General features: G+C 45.3%; 13 protein-coding genes and 1 riboswitch. Of the genes, 4 read left to right on the forward strand and 9 right to left on the reverse strand.

Going from position 1 to position 19,013, the window contains the following annotated elements; translation table 11 throughout:
• Positions 1 to 151: 151 nt before the first annotated feature.
• The gene (locus TCA2_RS01590; RefSeq protein WP_052511664.1) at positions 152 to 610 is read left to right on the forward strand and encodes a MarR family winged helix-turn-helix transcriptional regulator; all 459 of its coding nucleotides are present in this window, start codon (positions 152 to 154) and stop codon (positions 608 to 610) included.
• 52 nt (positions 611 to 662) lie between these two features.
• Positions 663 to 1,853 carry an MFS transporter gene (locus TCA2_RS01595; protein WP_047909797.1) on the forward strand — a complete coding sequence of 397 codons (1,191 nt, stop codon included), beginning with the start codon at positions 663 to 665 and terminating at the stop codon, positions 1,851 to 1,853.
• 44 nt (positions 1,854 to 1,897) lie between these two features.
• Here the strand turns inward: TCA2_RS01595 and TCA2_RS01600 are convergent, their stop codons facing one another.
• Together TCA2_RS01600 and yicI are read right to left on the reverse strand one after the other, a co-directional pair.
• Complete coding sequence (locus TCA2_RS01600) at positions 1,898 to 3,184, reverse strand: MFS transporter (protein WP_047909798.1); 1,287 nt, start codon at positions 3,182 to 3,184, stop codon at positions 1,898 to 1,900.
• A gap of 226 nt (positions 3,185 to 3,410) precedes the next feature.
• A complete protein-coding gene (gene yicI / locus TCA2_RS01605) occupies positions 3,411 to 5,729 on the reverse strand; it encodes an alpha-xylosidase (protein ID WP_047909799.1) in 2,319 nt (772 codons plus the stop codon).
• Between the two features lie 213 nt (positions 5,730 to 5,942).
• On the opposite strand from yicI, the gene TCA2_RS01610 reads away from it, so the two are divergent.
• Entirely contained in the window at positions 5,943 to 6,797 is an 855-nt protein-coding gene (locus TCA2_RS01610; RefSeq protein WP_370510305.1) for an AraC family transcriptional regulator, read from the forward strand.
• A 127-nt stretch (positions 6,798 to 6,924) separates the two neighbouring features.
• Here the strand turns inward: TCA2_RS01610 and TCA2_RS01615 are convergent, their stop codons facing one another.
• The 6 genes from TCA2_RS01615 to TCA2_RS01640 form a co-directional block, all read right to left on the reverse strand.
• Positions 6,925 to 7,818: a hypothetical protein gene (locus TCA2_RS01615; RefSeq protein ID WP_047909800.1), complete on the reverse strand. Its 894-nt coding sequence runs from the start codon at positions 7,816 to 7,818 to the stop codon at positions 6,925 to 6,927.
• Between the two features lie 65 nt (positions 7,819 to 7,883).
• A riboswitch (cyclic di-GMP riboswitch) is annotated at positions 7,884 to 7,975 on the reverse strand.
• A 238-nt stretch (positions 7,976 to 8,213) separates the two neighbouring features.
• Positions 8,214 to 10,034 (reverse strand): adenine deaminase, encoded by a 1,821-nt coding sequence (gene ade / locus TCA2_RS01620; protein WP_047909801.1) that lies wholly within the window; start codon positions 10,032 to 10,034, stop codon positions 8,214 to 8,216.
• Positions 10,035 to 10,313: 279 nt separating this feature from the next.
• Positions 10,314 to 12,677, reverse strand: a complete 2,364-nt coding sequence (gene helD / locus TCA2_RS01625; RefSeq protein ID WP_047909802.1) for an RNA polymerase recycling motor HelD — start codon at positions 12,675 to 12,677, stop codon at positions 10,314 to 10,316.
• A gap of 47 nt (positions 12,678 to 12,724) precedes the next feature.
• The gene (locus TCA2_RS01630; protein ID WP_047909803.1) at positions 12,725 to 13,192 is read right to left on the reverse strand and encodes a hypothetical protein; all 468 of its coding nucleotides are present in this window, start codon (positions 13,190 to 13,192) and stop codon (positions 12,725 to 12,727) included.
• A 201-nt stretch (positions 13,193 to 13,393) separates the two neighbouring features.
• Positions 13,394 to 14,518 carry an N-methyl-L-tryptophan oxidase gene (solA, locus tag TCA2_RS01635; RefSeq protein ID WP_081872146.1) on the reverse strand — a complete coding sequence of 375 codons (1,125 nt, stop codon included), beginning with the start codon at positions 14,516 to 14,518 and terminating at the stop codon, positions 13,394 to 13,396.
• A gap of 134 nt (positions 14,519 to 14,652) precedes the next feature.
• Positions 14,653 to 15,717, reverse strand: a complete 1,065-nt coding sequence (locus tag TCA2_RS01640) for an aromatic acid exporter family protein (RefSeq protein WP_047909804.1) — start codon at positions 15,715 to 15,717, stop codon at positions 14,653 to 14,655.
• Positions 15,718 to 16,065: 348 nt separating this feature from the next.
• Between TCA2_RS01640 and TCA2_RS01645 the strand changes: the two genes are divergently transcribed.
• On the forward strand, positions 16,066 to 17,298 hold the full coding sequence (locus tag TCA2_RS01645) for a copper amine oxidase N-terminal domain-containing protein (protein WP_047909805.1): 1,233 nt from the start codon (positions 16,066 to 16,068) through the stop codon (positions 17,296 to 17,298).
• Between the two features lie 143 nt (positions 17,299 to 17,441).
• Here TCA2_RS01645 and TCA2_RS01650 read toward each other — a convergent pair whose 3' ends face one another.
• Entirely contained in the window at positions 17,442 to 18,875 is a 1,434-nt protein-coding gene (locus TCA2_RS01650) for an NAD-dependent malic enzyme (RefSeq protein ID WP_047909806.1), read from the reverse strand.
• Positions 18,876 to 19,013: the final 138 nt, after the last annotated feature.

Here is a 19,013-nt window from a genome sequence, read left to right on the forward strand (position 1 = left end):
TATATCATTTCTTCGTCACGCTGACATATAAAGGATCTCTTTTCGTTAAAAGATTGGAATAGCAATTGACAGAAATTATTACATTCAATAATATTAGTATGACAAGCAAATTGACTAAAACGGTTTTTACATTGAAAGGAGTACTATTCGATTGAACACATCCCTGTCTGATCGCTCCATCGGCTTCATGCTCGGTGTTATTCATAGACGTGCAGTTAGTGTAATGACACAGCGTCTCAAAGCCTATGACATCACAACAGAGCAGTGGTCTGTGCTGCTGCAAATTTACATGAACGAGGGCCTGAATCAGCGCGAAATCGCTGTAAAAGCCTATAAAGATCAACCCACCACCACAAGAATACTGGATATGCTGGAAAAGAAGAAGCTGATCATACGCAAGCCTAGCCAAAAGGACCGCCGAGCCTTCGAGCTGTTTCTGACGGATCTCGGCAGAGATCTCTCCGGCACCTTAGTGCCACTAGAGAACCAATTTAATGAAGACATTGCTCAGATTATACCAAAGGAAGACATGGATGTTTTCTGGAAGGTGCTATCCGAGATGGGATCTTATCTTGATACGGTTCTAGAGAAGGAATCGCAAACAAAGTAATGATAGCTACCGCATTTTATTATTGAACACAGAAGGAGTATTAAAAAAACACATGCAGCATGAACAAACGAAATTATGGACGAAGGAATTCGTTATTTTAACACTGTGTAATTTTCTGCTGTTTCTACAGCTACATATGATCATTTCTACCCTGCCGGCTTATGTGCAGGGCGAATTCAACGCAAATTCCTTTCAAGTCAGCCTGTTTACCACCCTGTTTGCCCTCAGCGCGATTATCGCGAGAATCTTCGCTGCCAAGCAGTTAGAAAAAGGAAAGCGCAACTCGATGATCTACTTTGGGATTCTCGTAGCTTTGCTCGCTACTCTTGGCTATCATTTTGCAGCCATCATGGGAACTCTGCTCGTATTGCGCATGGTGTTCGGCGTTGGCTTCGGTATGAGCAGCACCGCCTTCCCTACGATGGCCTCGGATATTATTCCTGTAAAACGGATGGGAGAGGGAATGGGTTACTTCGGTCTGTCTACGAGTCTCGCGATGTCCATCGGGCCCATTGTCGGCTTGTCACTGCTTAACTCTTACGGATTTGGACTGCTGACCTGGTCCACTGCAATTATTATTGTTGTCATTGTCCCGCTTAGTTATATGCTCACCTCCAAAAAAGTGAAAAAGCCGCAGCCGGTAAGCAATCCATTCGCTGTGCCTGAGAAGAAAGGCTTCAACTCCGCACTTGTCATTCCGTCTATACTTAACGGACTCATGGCCGTATCCTATGGAGGCTTGGTCGGCTTCATTGCGATCTTCGGGGCAGAGCAAGGGATTGCTAACCCGGCGCTGTTCTTTTTATTTAACGCCATAGCAATCTTGTTGATTCGACCGATTGCAGGCCGAATATATGATTCAAAAGGACATGGTGCTCTCATTATTCCCGGTTCTATACTCATTATTGTCGGACTCGTTATTCTATCATTTACAAGCTCTACGCTCAGTCTATTCTTTGCCGCTTTCTTGTTTGGATTAGGCTATGGCTCACTTCAGCCAACCTTCCAGACCTGGATGATTCAAGTCGTACATCCTTCGCAGCGCGGCTTGGCCAATGGCATGTTTTTGAACACGCTGGATTTCGGGATTGCCATCGGAGCTCTCTTGCTTGGCATTATCGCCTCTGTTACCAGCTATGCGGATATGTATCGGTACTCCTCACTATTTATAGTGTTGATGCTGGTCATCTACGTCATTTACTCGCGTCTCGCCAAACAGCGTGCAGCTGTACAAGAAGGATAAAACGACAAAACAGCCTGCATTTGATGCAGGCTGTTTTATGCTATTTAAACTTTTCTTTTCACTCTGACCATGCTTTTTCCGCCTAAACGGTAATGCACATTTTTGGACTTTTTGCTATTGCCATTCGTATCGCCCTTATCCTCTGAGGGCCTGATGGCAAACAAGGTAAGCAGAATACCTGCTGCGCCCACAGCGGCAAGCGTCATAAATAGGATAAAATGCGATGTATTCAGCAGAATCGAGATAACGGGCGGACCTAAGGACACCCCGATAAACCGCATACTGCTGAACAATGCCGTGATCGTCCCTCGCTGCTCCTCTTCGATCCCTTCGGTAATCAGCGCATCCAAGCAGGGAAGCGCAGCCCCTATGCCGATTCCACCGGCAGTAAATACACCGATGACATAATATATCTGGCTTGAGAAGCCCATGACAACAAGAGATGCCGTCATTAGGATCAATCCGAAGCAGCCGATCCATTTCATGCGCTTTTTATGCTTACCGATCATCTTCCCACTCCAATAAGAAGACAGGCACAGAGCGGCTAACGGAATTGCCAGGATAAAGCCTTTGGTTACTCCATGGATATCGTATCGGGATTCAAGCACCTCGGACAGATAAAACAGCACCCCAAATATAACAAACATACAAATGCAGCCTACAGCAAAAATGGCATAAAGCCAGCGCCCCTTCTCAGCGAGAATGTCTTTTAAAGATCCGATAAACTCCCGGAAAGAAGGCGCTTCCTTTTTGGTGCCCGGACTTTTTACCAAGAAGATGACAAGGAGCACTGAGATTAGGCACAGAACGGGAATCATCAAAAATGGTGCATACCAGAGCCATACCCCAAGAGCTGCACCAATGATAGGACTAAGCACTTTCCCTAACGTATTAGAAGTTTCAATAATACCCAGGCTCTTGCTTACCTGTTCTTCATCCTCGAACATGTCTCCGACCAGCGGTATCACAATGGGAAAAGCTCCGGCAGCTCCGACGCCCTGTAATAGCCTGCCGCCAAGGATGACCCAATACGCTGCACCATTCGTCAGCCACCAGGCAGCACCAGCTGATACAGCCCCTCCGAGAGCAGCGATGATAAGGCTCGGAATAATGACCGCCTTACGGCCAAACCGATCCGACAAATACCCTGCAATGGGAATTAATATAATGGCCACGACTGCATAGACAGTGATGAGCATGCTAACCATAAAGGTCGACACTTTAAGCTCTCTGGATATTTGCGGCAGGATCGGGATTAATGCTGAATTACCCAAAGTCATAATCAGAGGAATGGATGAAAGTGCTGCCAGATCAAGCTTCTTGTTTTCCATCGGATGTTTACCCACCTTTATTAAGTTTGAAAATGCAATAAGTGCCTGCCAAGAAGCACAGCATCATGTGAGGTTTATCTAATTGCGACTATGTTAATGTGGCTGTTTCATAATAAAATTATACGTGCTCTAAAACCAGGAACCAGTAAACATGAAGTGTATTGAAGGAGTATCTGAAGTACAAAAAAAAGACGGTGCCAGTGGCACCGCCGTATTCTTGAAATGATTATAGTGTAATTGTCAGTTTGCCAGTAAATGCGTCAGGAGTCACGATAACACCATGCTCTCCGTTTGCAGCCGTTCCGCCTTGTACGGCAGATACTTCATGGATACCGCGAAGAACGAGTGTCCAGGCTTTGCCTGTTCCTTCTGTCGTTATTTCAATACTGTCTCCAGAACGAACGGCCTTCACATTCAGCTCTTGTTCAGAACGCGTGCTTACTACATTCGCCTCTGCCTGATTTCCTTCGCCAAGCTCAAACAAATGCAAGGAAACATTCTCAGCATAGTCATACTCGATTACATCATTTACCGCGCCCACTGCGATCAGGCTGTTCGGCTTGATCATCATTGGCAATGTGCGGAAGCTATGATTCTCGCGTACGAAACGTCCACCTTGAATCTTCTCTCCTGTAAGGAAGTTAGTCCAGGTTCCTTCAGGGAGATAGTAAGTGACATCGCCTTCTTTGTTAAAGATCGGTGCAACCAGTACGGAGTCGCCAAACATATATTGAGTGTCCAGGCTGTAGGTTGTAGGATCCTCTGGGAACTCAAGCATCATGGCACGCATCATCGGAATGCCTCGTGCAGTCGATTCTTGGGCAGAATTGTACAGATAAGGCATCAGGCTGATCTTAAGCTTCGTGAAGTCGCGTACAACATCCACAGATTCTTCGTCAAAGAGCCAAGGTACACGATAGGATGTGCTGCCGTGCAGGCGGCTGTGGGAGGACAGAAGTCCAAATTGAACCCAGCGCTTGTACACATCTGGAGTTGCTGTGTTCTCGAAGCCGCTGATGTCATGGCTCCAGAAACCGAACCCGGACAATCCAAGCGACAATCCTCCACGAAGTGATTCGGCCATGGATTCATAAGTCGAGGAGCAATCACCGCCCCAGTGAACAGGGAACTGTTGACCGCCTGCTGTTGCAGAACGAGCGAATAATGCAGCTTCATTCTTGCCAAGCTTCTCTTCCAGCAGCTCGAATACTGCTTTGTTATACAGCTGAGTATAGTAGTTATGCATTTTGACCGGATCCGAACCATCAAAGTAAACGACATCTGTCGGAATTCTTTCACCGAAATCTGTCTTGAAGGAGTCTACACCTTGGTCAAGCAGCACTTCCAGCTTGCTCTTATACCATTTAACGGCATCTGGATTTGTGAAGTCAACAAGAGCCATACCAGCTTGCCACATATCCCATTGCCATACGCTTCCGTCCGCTGTTTTGACCAAATATCCGTTTTCCATACCTTCATCAAACAAATAGGATTTTTCTGCGATATATGGATTAATCCAAGCACAGATTTTAAGTCCTTTATCTTTGAGACGCTTAATCATGCCTTCCGGATCCGGGAACATCTCCTCATCCCATACGAAATCAGACCATTGATATTCCTTCATCCAGAAGCAGTCAAAGTGGAATACGGAGAGAGGTAGATCACGCTCAGCCATACCGTCCACAAAGTGATTTACCGTTCCTTCATCATAATCTGTTGTAAAGGAAGTCGTCAGCCACAGACCAAATGTCCATGCTGGTGGAAGTGCAGGCTTACCTGTCAATTTCGTATAGTTGTCAAGCACATCCTTCGGATTGTCACCGCCGATGATGAAGTATTCCAAAGTCTCTCCCTCAACACTGAATTGAACCTTGGATACGTTCTCTGACGCAATCTCATAAGATACACGTTCAGGATGGTTTACAAACACACCATAGCCTTTGTTGGATAGATAGAATGGAATGTTCTTGTAGGATTGCTCACTGCTTGTACCGCCATCTTCATTCCATGTCTCAACGATTTGTCCATTCTTAACGAATGGAGTAAAGCGCTCTCCAAGACCATAAATGTATTCACCAACGCCCAGATCCAGCTGCTCACGGAAGTATGCTTCCTTGTTCGGCCCTGTAATATAACCAGCTTGTCTATGACCGCTGCCTGTAATCCGCTTGCCGCCATATAGGAAGCTGATGTCCCAGCCGTTTGTTTTGTCAATCTGAACTTCCAGATTACCGCTCTTCAGTACAGCGCCTTGCTCGTTCTTAGAGATTTCAACATTTGTATCCTGATTCAAAAGCTCGAATTCAGGACCTTTTTTCACTCTGCCCTTATGGTGGTTCAATGTTACACGGATTACGTTAGGCATAGGAGAACTGTAAGTTGCTTTCAGCAATGTACCGTTCAAAGTGTTACCCTTGGTGCGAATATATTTAGTAGCCGCATGAACGGTTAGAGAATTATCTTTTTGTACAATATCACGAATATCAGTTGGGTTTTGAATATGATACCCTTCACGAGTCATCCAGAATCCATCAGTAAATTTCATGTTTTCTTTCCCCCTTCGGTTATACTATAATAATATTGATATTTTATTTGATTTTCTTACGTTATTTTGATGAATAGTATCAATATTTTGATATACTCTCATCTTAGTTGTCACTTTATATTAACATAACGCACATATTATGGAAGCGATTTCAATCAGAGAAGCTTTTTTCTCCTATTATATAGAAGAAGAATGCACAAGGAGCTTGGTGAAATGAATAAAGAATTATTGAGAGAGAATCGCGTACATGGCAACCCTATGTTCCCTGTTAGTGTCTATCCGTCAGTAGACCAGCTCAATGGAGACAGCATTCTTGATTGTCATTGGCATGATGAAATGGAGCTGATTCTTATTGAAAGCGGTTCTGCTGTCTTCCATATTGATATGAATATTTACGAAGCACAAGCAGGAGATGCGATCTTCGTAGGCAGCGGCGAAATTCATGCGGGATATTTGCAGGGGGAGGAGCGCTGTGTCTTCTCAGCCATCGTATTTGACCCAGCCTGGCTGTCGAGCGCCTCGTTTGATTCCCTGCAGGAGAAAATGATGGACCCTATATTGAAGCGGAAATTGCTCCCTCCCCGCCATATTTCACGTCATACGGATTGGGGCAAATCGGTCCTTACACATATCGATCTGATTCTGCAAGAGCATGAGCAAATGAAGCCGACGATGGAAATATCGACCAAGGCACATCTGTATCTGATTCTTGCAGAAATGTTCGCTTATATGCAGCAGGCAGCAGATTTAGGGAATAACATTGCCGCCGGCAGTCCAGATAAGATCGAACGTCTGAAGACAGCTCTCGGCTATATCCATGATCACTATAGTGAGCCCATTAAGCTGAAGGACTTGTCCGAACACATTAATATGAGCGAGGGACATTTCTGCCGCTTCTTTAAACAAATGGTCCAGAAGAGCCCAATCGATTATATTAATCATTACCGCATCCAAAGAGCATGCAAGCTGCTGGAAAATACAAATTATAAAGTTGTTGATATTGCGATGGAAGTTGGTTATGACAATCTAAGCTACTTTATTACCCTGTTCAAAAAACAAAAAAGATGACGCCTTCCCAATACCGCAAGCAATTTTTTGAACAAATTTCACTGGAGCCGGTTTCTGTATAATTGCAGCAAAAAAAGGGTGACTTGGTGAGAACTCTTAGCTCTTACCAGATCACCCTTGTTTACAATTAACGACTCGCTAGTTTAGACCAGTTTCCATAATCGTGAACCGAAATCCCGATATAAGAATCATGCTCATTTGCCATCTGCTCAAGCTCTTGCAGTTCTGCTCGCATGTATTCACAGCCTTCTTCGTAGAAGGTAATAAAATTCCCCTCGCTGCTTCGATTCGTCTCAACGGCGATGGATACTTTCTTACCCAGCTCAGACGCTTCCTTCAGTTCACTGGCTGCGGCATTGTATATAGCACTTGCTGTATCCCGATATGCCATAACAGCGACAGCATCGAACTGGCGAATCATCCAGCTGCTAATCTTCATGTCCCCGCCAGGCACGGTATAGTTATCAAGCCAAAAAGGGATATCTGCTGTGATCTTCATCTCCATACGTTTTGCTTCATTCGTTAGATACGTTACATTAGACTGCCACTGAGTAACAACGCTGTCACGATCTGACTTCCATTCTGCAAGCACATGGGGCTCAATATCCACATGTATTCCCGAGAACCGCTCATTCTCTTCGGCTCCATTCTGATAGGCTTCGATCCACTCCACGAAGCTCATTAATCCTTCACGACCTGATAATAGCCCCCAGGCAGGTCTGCCGTCCAAGATTTGGACCTCAATTCCTTCCGCGTAAGCCTTGCTGATAAAATCTTTATAATACGGTACAGCCACATCTCTGTTTATTTGCAAATAGATGGCATTGATCCCCTGCGCTTCTGCAAAATCCAGTATCTTGTCGGGCTCACTTTTGATTTGAGTTGTATCCCATAGCCATGTTCCTGTTTGTTTACTTGAGTAGGCTGTAGCTTCTACATCCACTGCTCCCCCTGTAATTGATCCCGCCATAATTGCTGCAGCCAGCAGTACCGCCGCTGCTCTCCCTGTTTTCTTCCACATCTCTTATGTACACTCCTTCGATTTTAGGAACGGTGCCTTATATCCTGCCCGTTCTCCATTAATAAATCGGCAACCGGCTGTCATCATAAGTCATTAGACTTACCTTAGACCCATGGCTTTGCGTCTTTGCTTTTCAACAAATTTGCCTCCAATTCGTATACAACCCCGTCCATTTGTCTCATTGTTCGATTACCTTAGTCTTACTTTTCGACAATTTTTGAAGGACGAAAGTATTACTTTATTATTTTCGGAGAAATATGAAAGGAATTTATAGGACTTTATGCTCATTTAATGATTTTGGACCATTTTTGTTTCACTCAAACGAAAAAATAGGCAAGTAGACAGATGTCCACTTACCTATTTCAGATATTCTCAATGTAGTTAGGGTATATCCATTATTGTTCGAACAATGGAACGAGCTCAATTCCGTTTGCAGAGATACGAACAAGTCCCTTGTCGGACAGCCGAAGCTCAGGTATAACGACCAGTGCCAATAATGACAAAGTCATGAACGCATTGTTCAAGCAGCACCCAGCGGCCTTTAGTGCCTGGCTGATGGATTCAGACTGCGAGGCTACGATCTCAAAAGGCTCCGGAGACATTAGACCTGCAATCGGCAGCGGAAATTCTGTCGTTCCCTCATGTGTTACCACCGCGACCCCGCCTTGCATATTCACGACTCGGTTAGCCGCATCAGCCATTAGATGATCATCTGTTCCGATCACCATCAGATTATGGCTGTCATGTGCGACCGTCATGGCAATCGCAGCAGGCCGGTTAAAGCCTACTCCACTAACAAGCGCTACTGCCTTGTTGCCTGTTCTATGATGCCTTTCAATCACAGCGATTTTGCATACATCCTGATCCTGACTTAATATCACTTGGCCTGATTCTGCTTGGACGGTCTTGAACACTTCCTTCGTCTCTACATGATTTTCTGTCACTTGTATAATGCGAGCTTTAAGCTCACCCTCATTAACAGGTGTATTAATTACAAAATGATCTGCCTGAATATCAGCCTCTAAATGAACGGTCCCCAGTGCATCTTGAGGATACTGATACTTATCCCAGGCAGCCGCCATTTTCCCTTCCCTCGCAACGACTTGACCTGCCGCAATGGTTGTATGCACATTCACATCAGCGAGTCTTCCATCCAATAGAATGATATCTGCGATCGAGCCCGGTGTGATTGAACCCACATCTCTCTGGACGCCGAACCGCTCTGCCGTATTAATCGTCGCCATTTGAAAAGCCGTCACCGGCTTGACGCCCTGGGAAATAGCAAGACGCACAACGTAATTCATATGCCCTTCATTCAGCAGGGATTCTGAGCTCCGATCATCCGTCACGAGCATCATCCGTCTTGTATCAAGCCCGAGCTCGGTTGAGGCCTTAATCGTTTCTGCTACATCATGCCAGGCTGAGCCTTGCCGCATTTTGGCGTACATGCCCAGGCGGATTCTTTCCTGTACATCCTCTTTGGTTACACATTCATGATCTCCGGTTACACCTGCCGCAGCATATACAGGCAGTCTCCAATCATCCGCTGCCCAGGTAAAATGACCGTCCACCGCTTTACCCGCGCGCAGTGTAGCTTCTATTTCTCCAAGCATCTTTTCCTCGCCGTATACGACACCCGGAAAATTCATTACTTCCCCTAAGCCAATCATGTCATTGCCCCAGCTTAACGCTTCTGCCACCTCGTCAGGTCCGATATAGGCTCCCGTCGTTTCGAGTTCAGGGCTCGTGGATGGCACACAGGAGGGTGCCTGCATATAAGCAGCGAGCGGAGTCGTTCTCGCCTCTTCGAGCATATATTTAAGACCGTTCAGGCCAAGCACATTGGATATTTCATGCGCATCAAAGAATCCACCCGTCGTTCCTAATGGAAGGACGGCTCTAGCAAATTCTGCCACAGTTAATTGCGTACTCTCAATATGGCAATGACCATCAAGCAGTCCTGGTGCAATATACTGCCCGCTGGCGTCAATAACTTCTGTGTCCGGTCCAATGGTATGGGAAGCATCCTTGCCTACGTATGCAATGCGAGAGCCCTGTACAGCAACAGACATGCCCTGCAATATTTCGCCTGAAACAACGTTGACCAAAGACCCGTTTTGAATCACAAGAGAAGCCTTTAGATCCCCTCGAGCTGTCTCCACCAGTTCTTTCACGCAATCAGCCAATGCTGGTCTTGCAAATTGTTTTATTATCATTCGAACTTCCCCCATTCACCGTAAAAAAAGTAGATTGTTTATGATTATAGTAGCCTGAACGTCACATGTAAACATAATTGACTTAAGAGTTCAAGATTCAACAGGAAATGATCTGGAAAACCACCGTTTCCTTACATCGCCCTCCCTATAATCTTTCATTATATGTAATCCTATTCAATTTGATCCTTGTTCTAAAAAAAACAACAGCACCTCTCACTTATGAGAATGTGCTGCCGGATTAGTACATTGACCATGCTAATTTGATATCTTATTAAAAGGTTACTTTGAATACTCCAATTCATGCTGATACAGCTGAGAATCTACCTTTGATACAAACGGACTGACTGCACCTTTGGAGTAAATGTACAGTAAGTGCATCGCACGCGTGCACGCTGTATAGAATAGCTTGCGTTCACTTTCTCTTGAATAAGCTTTGGCCGAACCGTCATAAATGATGACTGCATCAAATTCAACGCCCTTTGCCAGGTATGCCGGAATGACCTGTACTCCTTTTTCGAAACCAAGCGTCGTTTTCTTAATCAGTTTTGGCACTGTGCTGAGCTTGCCGTGAAGACGCTCATATACCTTAAGGCTTTGACCTGCAGACTTACAAATAACGGCGATGGACTCGTATCCTTGCGACTGAAGCTCCTCAAGCTTCAATACCATGGCTTCCTCCATCTCATCTCGCTTTCCGAATTCATATACGTAAGGCTTCTCTCCCTCACGATTGAATGGAACGATGGCCTCTCCGTCAGGAAGCAATGACTTTGTAAATTCTACGATTTCCTTCGTTGAACGATAGCTGCGCGTGAGCCTTATCACTTCCGCCTTGTCCGTGCTATAGATATCTCTCAGCTCACTTGTCCCACTAAGTACGGATGAATGAGCATAGATCGCCTGATTAAAATCTCCTAGCGCGGTCATCTTCGCACGTGGGAACATTTGTTTGAAGAAGGCAAGCTGGAATGGGGAATAATCCTGAGCTTCATCCACAATGACATGGCGTATATTCGTAAACACACGAAATCCTAATAATGAATCTTTTAGATATAAGAACGGAGTCGTATCCTCATATGCAAGCTCCTGGGCGTTTATTTTATCAATCGTAAATTTGCAAATATCATCCCATGCGGCCGGAAGACGTGAACGGTCAACTCCACAAGACACCCCTGCTTCCTTAAATATGGCTTGGTACAGTCCCTTCATATCAACAAACCGCGTTGCTTTGACCCATTTGCGAAGGGGCTTAAGACGATCGGAGACCACCATTTTGGCCAATATATCTCTTTCCACGTCAAAATCATTAAATGTATCCTGCTTGCCTCGCTGCTTCCGCCGTAATCTTTGATAGGCCCGGTGATAGTCCTCTGTGCCAAGCAGCTGAATCTGTTCGTCTACCCACGCCGCGGTAAGTTCGCCTTTACCAAAGGCAGCAAGCTCCTTCAGCATCCATTCTTTGAGAAGCTCTAGCCGGCTCGCAATTCGAATCCCCTTGTCAAATTCATAAAATTTCTGCGTGATCTGCTGTGTCGAAATGACCTCTTTCCCAAGAAAACGAAGGGGCTTGAACATCATTCCTGTCTGTGCCAGCCGATTCTTATAGCTTAGAATCAAATCGAGAAACTCAGGTGAGGACTTGAACTGAATGCCTTGAATTCGAGCTTCATAACCAGGATCGTCAGGTTGGGATAAGACATACTCCAGCTGCACAAAGGGATCCTCAAGCTGGTATTCTTTGCCGATTCTTCGTTCCAAATACTCCTGAAATGTCGTCTGCAGCATATTCTCTTCGCCAAGCTCAGGCAATACGGTGGATACATAGCTGTTAAACATCGGATTCGGAGAGAACAGAATCATTTGATCCGCCTTCAGAAATTCCCGATCTTTATAGAGCAGATAGGCGACACGCTGCAGAGCTGCCGATGTTTTTCCGCTGCCCGCTGCACCTTGAACGATTAACAAACGGCTTGTATCATTTCGAATAATCTGGTTCTGCTCTCTCTGAATGGTGGCCACAATACTTTTCATCGAAGCATCAGAGCTTTGACTGAGTACAGCCTGCAATAACTCATCGCCTATGGTAACCCCAGTATCAAACATGAACTTGATATCTCCATCACGAATGGTAAACTGCCGTTTTAACGTGATCTCTCCTTCGATAACCCCCGATGGTGTTCGATAGGAAGATGGCCCCGGTGCCCCGTCGTAATACAGATTCGATATCGAAGCACGCCAGTCATAGACAAGAAATTCATTCTCCTGCTCTGATAAAAAGGATGCAATTCCTAAATATATAGGCTCTGCTGTATCCGTTCCCTTCTCCACAAAATCAATACGACCGAAATAGGGATTCCCTTCCAGCTTATTGAGCTTTTTCAGTGCATTAAATGCATTTTTGTGGCTCCGTTCCCGCTCTGACAGCACCTCGGATTGCTGTCTTAAGTTCGTAGAAGTCTCACCGACATCATCTGCTTCACTAAAGTTAATGGTGACTTCATCCCAAAATTCTTTTCGCATCTCAACCACTTCTCCGCGAACAGAACCTACTTCACCCTCAAGCTTGTTAATTGATTGTCGAATTTGTTCTGTAACTTCGTCCACTCTAGCCTGTTCGAGTTGCCATTCCTTGTCCGTACTCAAGTGATCCGCTCCTTCTTCATATTATTGAATTCATTTTAACCAATATATTAGTCCATCCTCAGCTCTTCCACCGTTTCCATCCATCGTGTAACTACGGAATCTGGGTCTATCAGCTGAACCCGAATACCTGCTTCAATATGAGCATATTTGGCTTGATCTATCTTTAACGCATGAATATGCGCAGTGAACCTGTCTCTTTCATGTTTGGCAGATCTTAATGGAGCAAGCGGCTTAACGGCCATTTTGAGATAATAGACTCGTTCTGCATACACAATAACGAGTTCGGCTTTGCCGCTGCGAAGCATATTGTGAGAAGTCGTCGTACCACACCATAATGCCAGCCTTAGTGTATAGGCATCTATTGCTACAATCTCACCGACACTGATCATTGCTGTATGCGGCCAGCCATCCTCCGTTACCGTCTGCAGCATGAATGCTTCATTCTGTTTAGACGAAAGGTGTTCTCCATCCAGCAGCTTCAGTAAGGGTGCAGGAATTGTTATATATTTATTCATATTTTTCCCCCATATTGCATTCTCAATCTTCCGGTGTTAAGCAAAGTATCACATACTCTTTATCAGAAAAACCAAACAACAAGAACAAACCCGGGCAACTTTCTTAGTAGCCCGGGCTGTTCTATTATTGTAGCCAATCAATGGATATCATGCAAATGAACATGTATAAGTTCAGGCTCTTGCTTCAGAATCTTGCAAGGATTAGAAACGGTCTAATCGAAAAGCGGACAAATTATAACGAATGGAATCGCCGTTCACAAGATGGGAAATGAGCTCCCCTACAGCACTGGCAAACTTAAATCCATGTCCAGAGAAACCACAGGCCAGCACCACTCCCTTATGCTCAGGGTGATAATCGATAATAAAATCCTCATCTGGTGTATTCTCATATTTGCATGCTGCTCCTCGAAGGAGTCTACCGCTCGCTTCCGGAATATATTTCTGAAGCGCCTGTCGAAGAATTTCCTCATCTTCTCCGCCTGCCTGAAACGGAAGCAGAGGAGCATTCGGATCTACAGCCGTTCCCCAATCATGGCGGCCGATCTTTAATCCAGAGCCATCCTTGCTGGGGAACCCATAATATAGTCCGTTCTCTGTATCGAGCGTAAATCCAGGGAAGTGCGATACATCGAACAGCTTAGGAGCCTCAAACCATCCGATGACCTGTCTGACCGCTGCAACAGGCGGCTGAATCGATCCTCCCGTTTCAGAAGCCCAGGCGCCTGTCGTAATTACAAGCTGTTCTGCTTCGTACTTCTCTGTCGCCGTATGTACGATAAATCCTGAGCCTGAGGGTTCCCAGTGCCGGACCTTGGCACCTGTAACAAGTCTTGCACCATGCTGACCGGCTAATCCCTTATAAGCCTGAAGTACAGGCTCCGTCAACAGATAGCCTGCCCTGCGTTCGAGAATTCCAGAATATCCTTTTGGCAAATGAAAGCCCGGCCATCTGTGCTTAATTTCCATCGTGCTGAGTCGTTCTACCGAAAGATTAAAGGCAAGTGCATTATTCCACTTCTCTTCGGCTAACGGGTCATGATCAGGAGATATATTTAGCACACCTGAAGGAATTAACAAGGTACTGCTGCTTTCTCGTTCCAGCTGATTCCACAGTTCGTGGGCTCTTACTGCCATTGCATTGTATACGAGATCTCCAGTGTATGCATAGCGGAACAATCGTGTATCCCCATGATGGCTACCTTGCGTATGCGGCGGTTCATAAGCATCGAGCATCAATACGGATTTGCCTGACTTCGCAAGATAGTAGCCGCTGCTAAGACCCATGGTTCCTGCACCAATAATAATGACATCCACCTTTTTCTCCACGGAACACACCTTCTTTATAAGTATTCAGGATGATGATCCAGCACAAAGTCTACTAAATTACCCCGAATTAGATTTTGTAAAGATCATAAACGAATTTACTTCGTCCGTGCAAGTGTACATTTTACAAAACATCTTTATTTTTTCAGCCACGCTGACAGCCCCTCCGAGCTATCCTTCGTTTCTTCGGAGTCTAGAATATGGTCAGCCAAGCGATTTAAACGTTCAAGCTGATAACCATAATCGTACATTGCTGCTGCAACGATCGACAGCCGGAGCATTCCCTCCCGCTCAAAATCAATGCCTTCGATCGCAGATTCCATGAACTCCACATTGGTGCGCACCAGCTCTTCGCCTTCCCGTTCATTGGGCTTAAGCTTATCTTCAAATTTGAGCAGGACATGCTCATGGAATTTAATCAATTTCTCCAGATGCTCATCGAAATACTGATCCGTTCGGTCTGATCGTTCCGCCTGAAAATAGTGTCGATCCACCGCATCCAGCACTGCAAAGCCTTTTTGAAGACTAGATAACATCAGCTTATAGACGACCATCTGCCTCGTTGAGCTGAACTTCGCCCGTCTCAGCTTCTGCTGTTCTTCTTCAAACAGATGATATTTGTCAACAAGGGATTTGATTTGACCTTCAAGATCATTCTTCTCATCACGAAACACCGATTCTTTAATCTCATCCGATATAGAGGTTCTGAGCAGCAAGGACATGCGGTCAAACACACTTCTGATCTGCATCACAAATTGCAGCTTCGGCTTCGGCGGAGAGACAGTGACGTTGATTACCGATGCAGACACGATACCGATCAGCGTCAGAATGAATCTGTCCACTGCATAATGCCAGTCCCCAGAGGCCTCCATAATAGAAACAACCGTGACGAGCGTAAGACCGATCGTGTCGCCCATTTTTAACTTAAGACAGATACTGATGACCAGTATACAAGCCAATCCGACAGCAATGGGTTCATTGGAGAACACCATCCCTCCGATCAGCGCAACGATGGCGCCAAGCGTCGTTGACTGCACTTGATCAAGAAAGTATCGCCAGGATCGGTATATAGAGGGCTGCATTGCAAAAATGGCCGCAATTGCCGCACCCACAGGTGACTGGGAAATGTTCAGCAGCATGCTTATATATAAAGCTAGAGTTACTGCAATCCCGGTCTTTAACACCCGAGCGCCGAAAGACATCCCTATAAGCCCTCCTTCTAGGAATCATGATTAGATATTTTTGTATTATTACCCCAAAACCACAAATTACGTAAACCTGCTTTCTCAAATGAACGATTTATTGTACCATGACTTTCCTGAACTTTCGAGCACATTTGTAACAAATCATTGACAGCCGCGTTCACTTCGCTTAATAGAGCTATTCGACTATTGTATATAATTACCTTGGTAAATCTCTTCCACCTGTATTGCTTAACTTTTCCAAGCCGAGTAATATGGTTTCGCATGGGAACATTTCCAATATTTTTTGGGGCAGGAAGTCTGCTGTTCCTATAGCAAAATAATGTACAACTTAGAGGGGTTGACAACATGTTCAAAAAGAAGCTAGGCCTGCTAACACTCGCTTTCCTAATGGTATTCTCCATGATGGGTGGAGTCGTATCCGCAGCCGCAACAACACCAAAAATCAAGGTATACCTGGACGATGAATTAATGACGTTCCCTGTGACACCTGCCATCAAGAAAGGGGTAACGTTTGTTCCCTTCCGAGCACTATTCGAGGCGTTTGATTACTCGGTGAAATGGAACAATGCAGAGAAACGCATCAACGCAGACAACGGCGAAGTGAAGCTTCAGCTCTACGCCGGTAAGACTACGGCCCACATTGATGGTCAAAGAACCAGCCTTCCTGCCGCACCTTACATAGAGAAAGGCACCACGCTGATTCCACTCCGTTTCGTTGCTGAAGCTACAGGCTACAATGTGTCCTGGGATCAAAACAGCAAAACAATTCATATTTCTACCTCAGCTGGAGAAGAAGAGACCCAGCAAAAGGTAGATGCCTTCCTTACGGATTTCGGCAACGCGGAAAACGAACGTAACCTGAATAAGATTAAATCTATGCTCGATTCTGAATCATACAGCTATGATTACTTCGTGGAATATTATACGGAGTTATTCAAGTCACAAGGAACGACGACTTATTCCAATCTCGAGATTGTTGGTGCAGAGGATGGCGAAATTATTGCCTCAGTCACCCGTACCGAAATTTGGACCGGAGGTCCATTCTTCTTCGACCTCACTCAAGATGAATTGTGGCTGTTCCTGACCGAATCATCAGATGGAAGCTTGAAGCTGAATGATGAAATTCCAGGTTACAATTATTATCATGCACTGGACCTGATCGGTCAGACACCGGCCGTTCCTGCAGAGGATCAAACAAGTATCGAAGAAACACTGCAAGCTCAGTATGATGGATACAATAACAAGGATGCAGACCTCGTATTGTCAACACATGATCAGTCCACATGGATTTATCGCAGTCTTCAACAATTGTTTGATACCGGCTATCTGAACGAGGTAGACTATGATCTCTCCGCTTCTTCTATTAATGTCGTTCAGTATGATGGGAATACCGCTATTGTTCATGCCGAAGAGTCAGATATTGAAGGCGATCTGACAGGGATGTACTATATGGTCAAATCAGAGGATGGAAGCTGGCTCATCGCCGATGCATTCTCCCTTTACCCAGAAGAAGATTACAGTGTAATGTCTCTGATGGACAGCCCGCAGGCTCATAAATCAGATAAAAATCACCGTTAATTAATAGCCTGCCAGACGGTGCGGCTGACCTAAGAATACAAAAAGAGCCCTGATTCCTCTGCAAGCACTTGCAGGTTAACCAGGGCTCTTCTTATATATTTAGCATATTCCTAACGCTAAGCATTTTCGAAGAAAATGCACGATTAACCAGAAATATCACTGCTCTTCCTTGGCACTCTTCTCGCTACTCCCGTCTGAAGAGCCGCCTCAATGACCCGCTCACGAATGGATTTGACAACTCGATCATTAAAAACACTAGGAATAATATAATACTTCGTCCGTTCCTCATCCGATATAGAGGAAGCAATGGCCGTTGCAGCTGCCAGCTTCATCGCTTCATTAATTTCGCTCGCTCTGCAGTCCAGTGCGGCACGGAACATTCCAGGGAAGCATAGCACATTATTAATCTGGTTCGGATAATCGGATCTCCCTGTGGCCATAACCGCTACGATATCCTCTACTTCATTCGGCATAATTTCGGGTACCGGATTGGCCATCGCAAATACAATCGGGTCCTCCGCCATCGTCATGATGTGCTCTCTTGTAAGCAAATTCCCTCTAGAGAGACCAATGAAGATATCCGCATCCTTAATAACCTCATGAAGTGAGCCGGTCTGAAGATTAGGGTTTGTCCGCTTGGCATAATCCTGCCAGATCGGATTATCATAGGCTTCTGTTCTTACAAGAGCTCCCTCGCGGTCAACCCCAATCAAATTTTTGGCTCCGGCAGATAACAAGATGTTACTGCAGGCTACTCCAGCTGCTCCAATACCGCATACGACAATCTTCGTATTCTCGATGGATTTGCCGACCAGCTTCAGTGCATTAATCAGTCCTGCATATAATACGACCGCTGTACCGTGCTGATCATCGTGAAAGACAGGAATATCCAGCTCCTCATTAAGTCTCCGTTCAATCTCAAAGCAGCGAGGAGAAGAAATATCTTCGAGATTAATACCGCCAAAAGCCGGTGATATCGCTTTGATCGTCCGAATAATCTCTTCTGTATCCTGCGTTTCCAGGCAGATCGGAAAAGCATCTACTCCCGCAAGCTGCTTGAACAGCATCGCTTTACCTTCCATTACGGGCATTGCAGCTCTTGGACCAATATTACCAAGACCGAGTACTGCACTTCCATCGGATACAACAGCTACCGTATTTCTTTTGATCGTTAAAGAATATGCCTTCTGCGGCTCCTCCGCAATTGCATTACATACTCTGGCCACGTCCGGCGTATATACTCTCGACAAATCCTCTCGGTTGTTAATTGGTGATTTGGGAGCGATTTCAATTTTGCCGCCCAAATGCAGCAGAAAGGTACGGTCGGATACGTTGATAATAGAGACTCCATTAAGATTTCGGACTGTCTCTACAATCTTTTTGTTATCATCTGCATGAGAAACCGCAACAGTCAAATCTCGAACGGTAATATCCTGGTTAGTGGAAATTACGTCAATGGCAACGATATCTCCTCCGGCCTGCGAGATTGCAGATGCCACTTCACCAAAATTAATGGTCTTGGTCTTCATTTCGAGCCGAATAATAATGCTGTTTCCGTCAAGATTGCGCTGTATCATGTAGGTCCCTCCCGTGAGATGTAGTCAAAGCATTCATGAACTGTGATTTCGAGATACAACCCTCATATTCCTTCTAAACCTTACATAAAAAAGCTCTCCTCGACAGCAGTTTACGGGATAAAGTAAATGCCAATCGTT

It is taken from the genome of Paenibacillus sp. TCA20, from assembly GCF_000732325.1.
Lineage (GTDB): Bacteria > Bacillota > Bacilli > Paenibacillales > Paenibacillaceae > Paenibacillus > Paenibacillus urinalis.

Bases quoted from the DNA above. Each gene is read 5' to 3' on its own strand.
- TCA2_RS01595 (WP_047909797.1), top strand. From the start codon at position 663: ATGCAGCATGAACAAACGAAATTATGGACGAAGGAATTCGTTATTTTA.
- TCA2_RS01600 (WP_047909798.1), bottom strand. From the start codon at position 3,184: ATGGAAAACAAGAAGCTTGATCTGGCAGCACTTTCATCCATTCCTCTG.
- yicI (WP_047909799.1), bottom strand. From the start codon at position 5,729: ATGAAATTTACTGATGGATTCTGGATGACTCGTGAAGGGTATCATATT.
- TCA2_RS01610 (WP_370510305.1), top strand. From the start codon at position 5,943: ATGAATAAAGAATTATTGAGAGAGAATCGCGTACATGGCAACCCTATG.
- TCA2_RS01615 (WP_047909800.1), bottom strand. From the start codon at position 7,818: ATGTGGAAGAAAACAGGGAGAGCAGCGGCGGTACTGCTGGCTGCAGCA.
- ade (WP_047909801.1), bottom strand. From the start codon at position 10,034: ATGATAATAAAACAATTTGCAAGACCAGCATTGGCTGATTGCGTGAAA.
- TCA2_RS01630 (WP_047909803.1), bottom strand. From the start codon at position 13,192: ATGAATAAATATATAACAATTCCTGCACCCTTACTGAAGCTGCTGGAT.
- TCA2_RS01640 (WP_047909804.1), bottom strand. From the start codon at position 15,717: ATGTCTTTCGGCGCTCGGGTGTTAAAGACCGGGATTGCAGTAACTCTA.
- TCA2_RS01645 (WP_047909805.1), top strand. From the start codon at position 16,066: ATGTTCAAAAAGAAGCTAGGCCTGCTAACACTCGCTTTCCTAATGGTA.
- TCA2_RS01650 (WP_047909806.1), bottom strand. From the start codon at position 18,875: ATGATACAGCGCAATCTTGACGGAAACAGCATTATTATTCGGCTCGAA.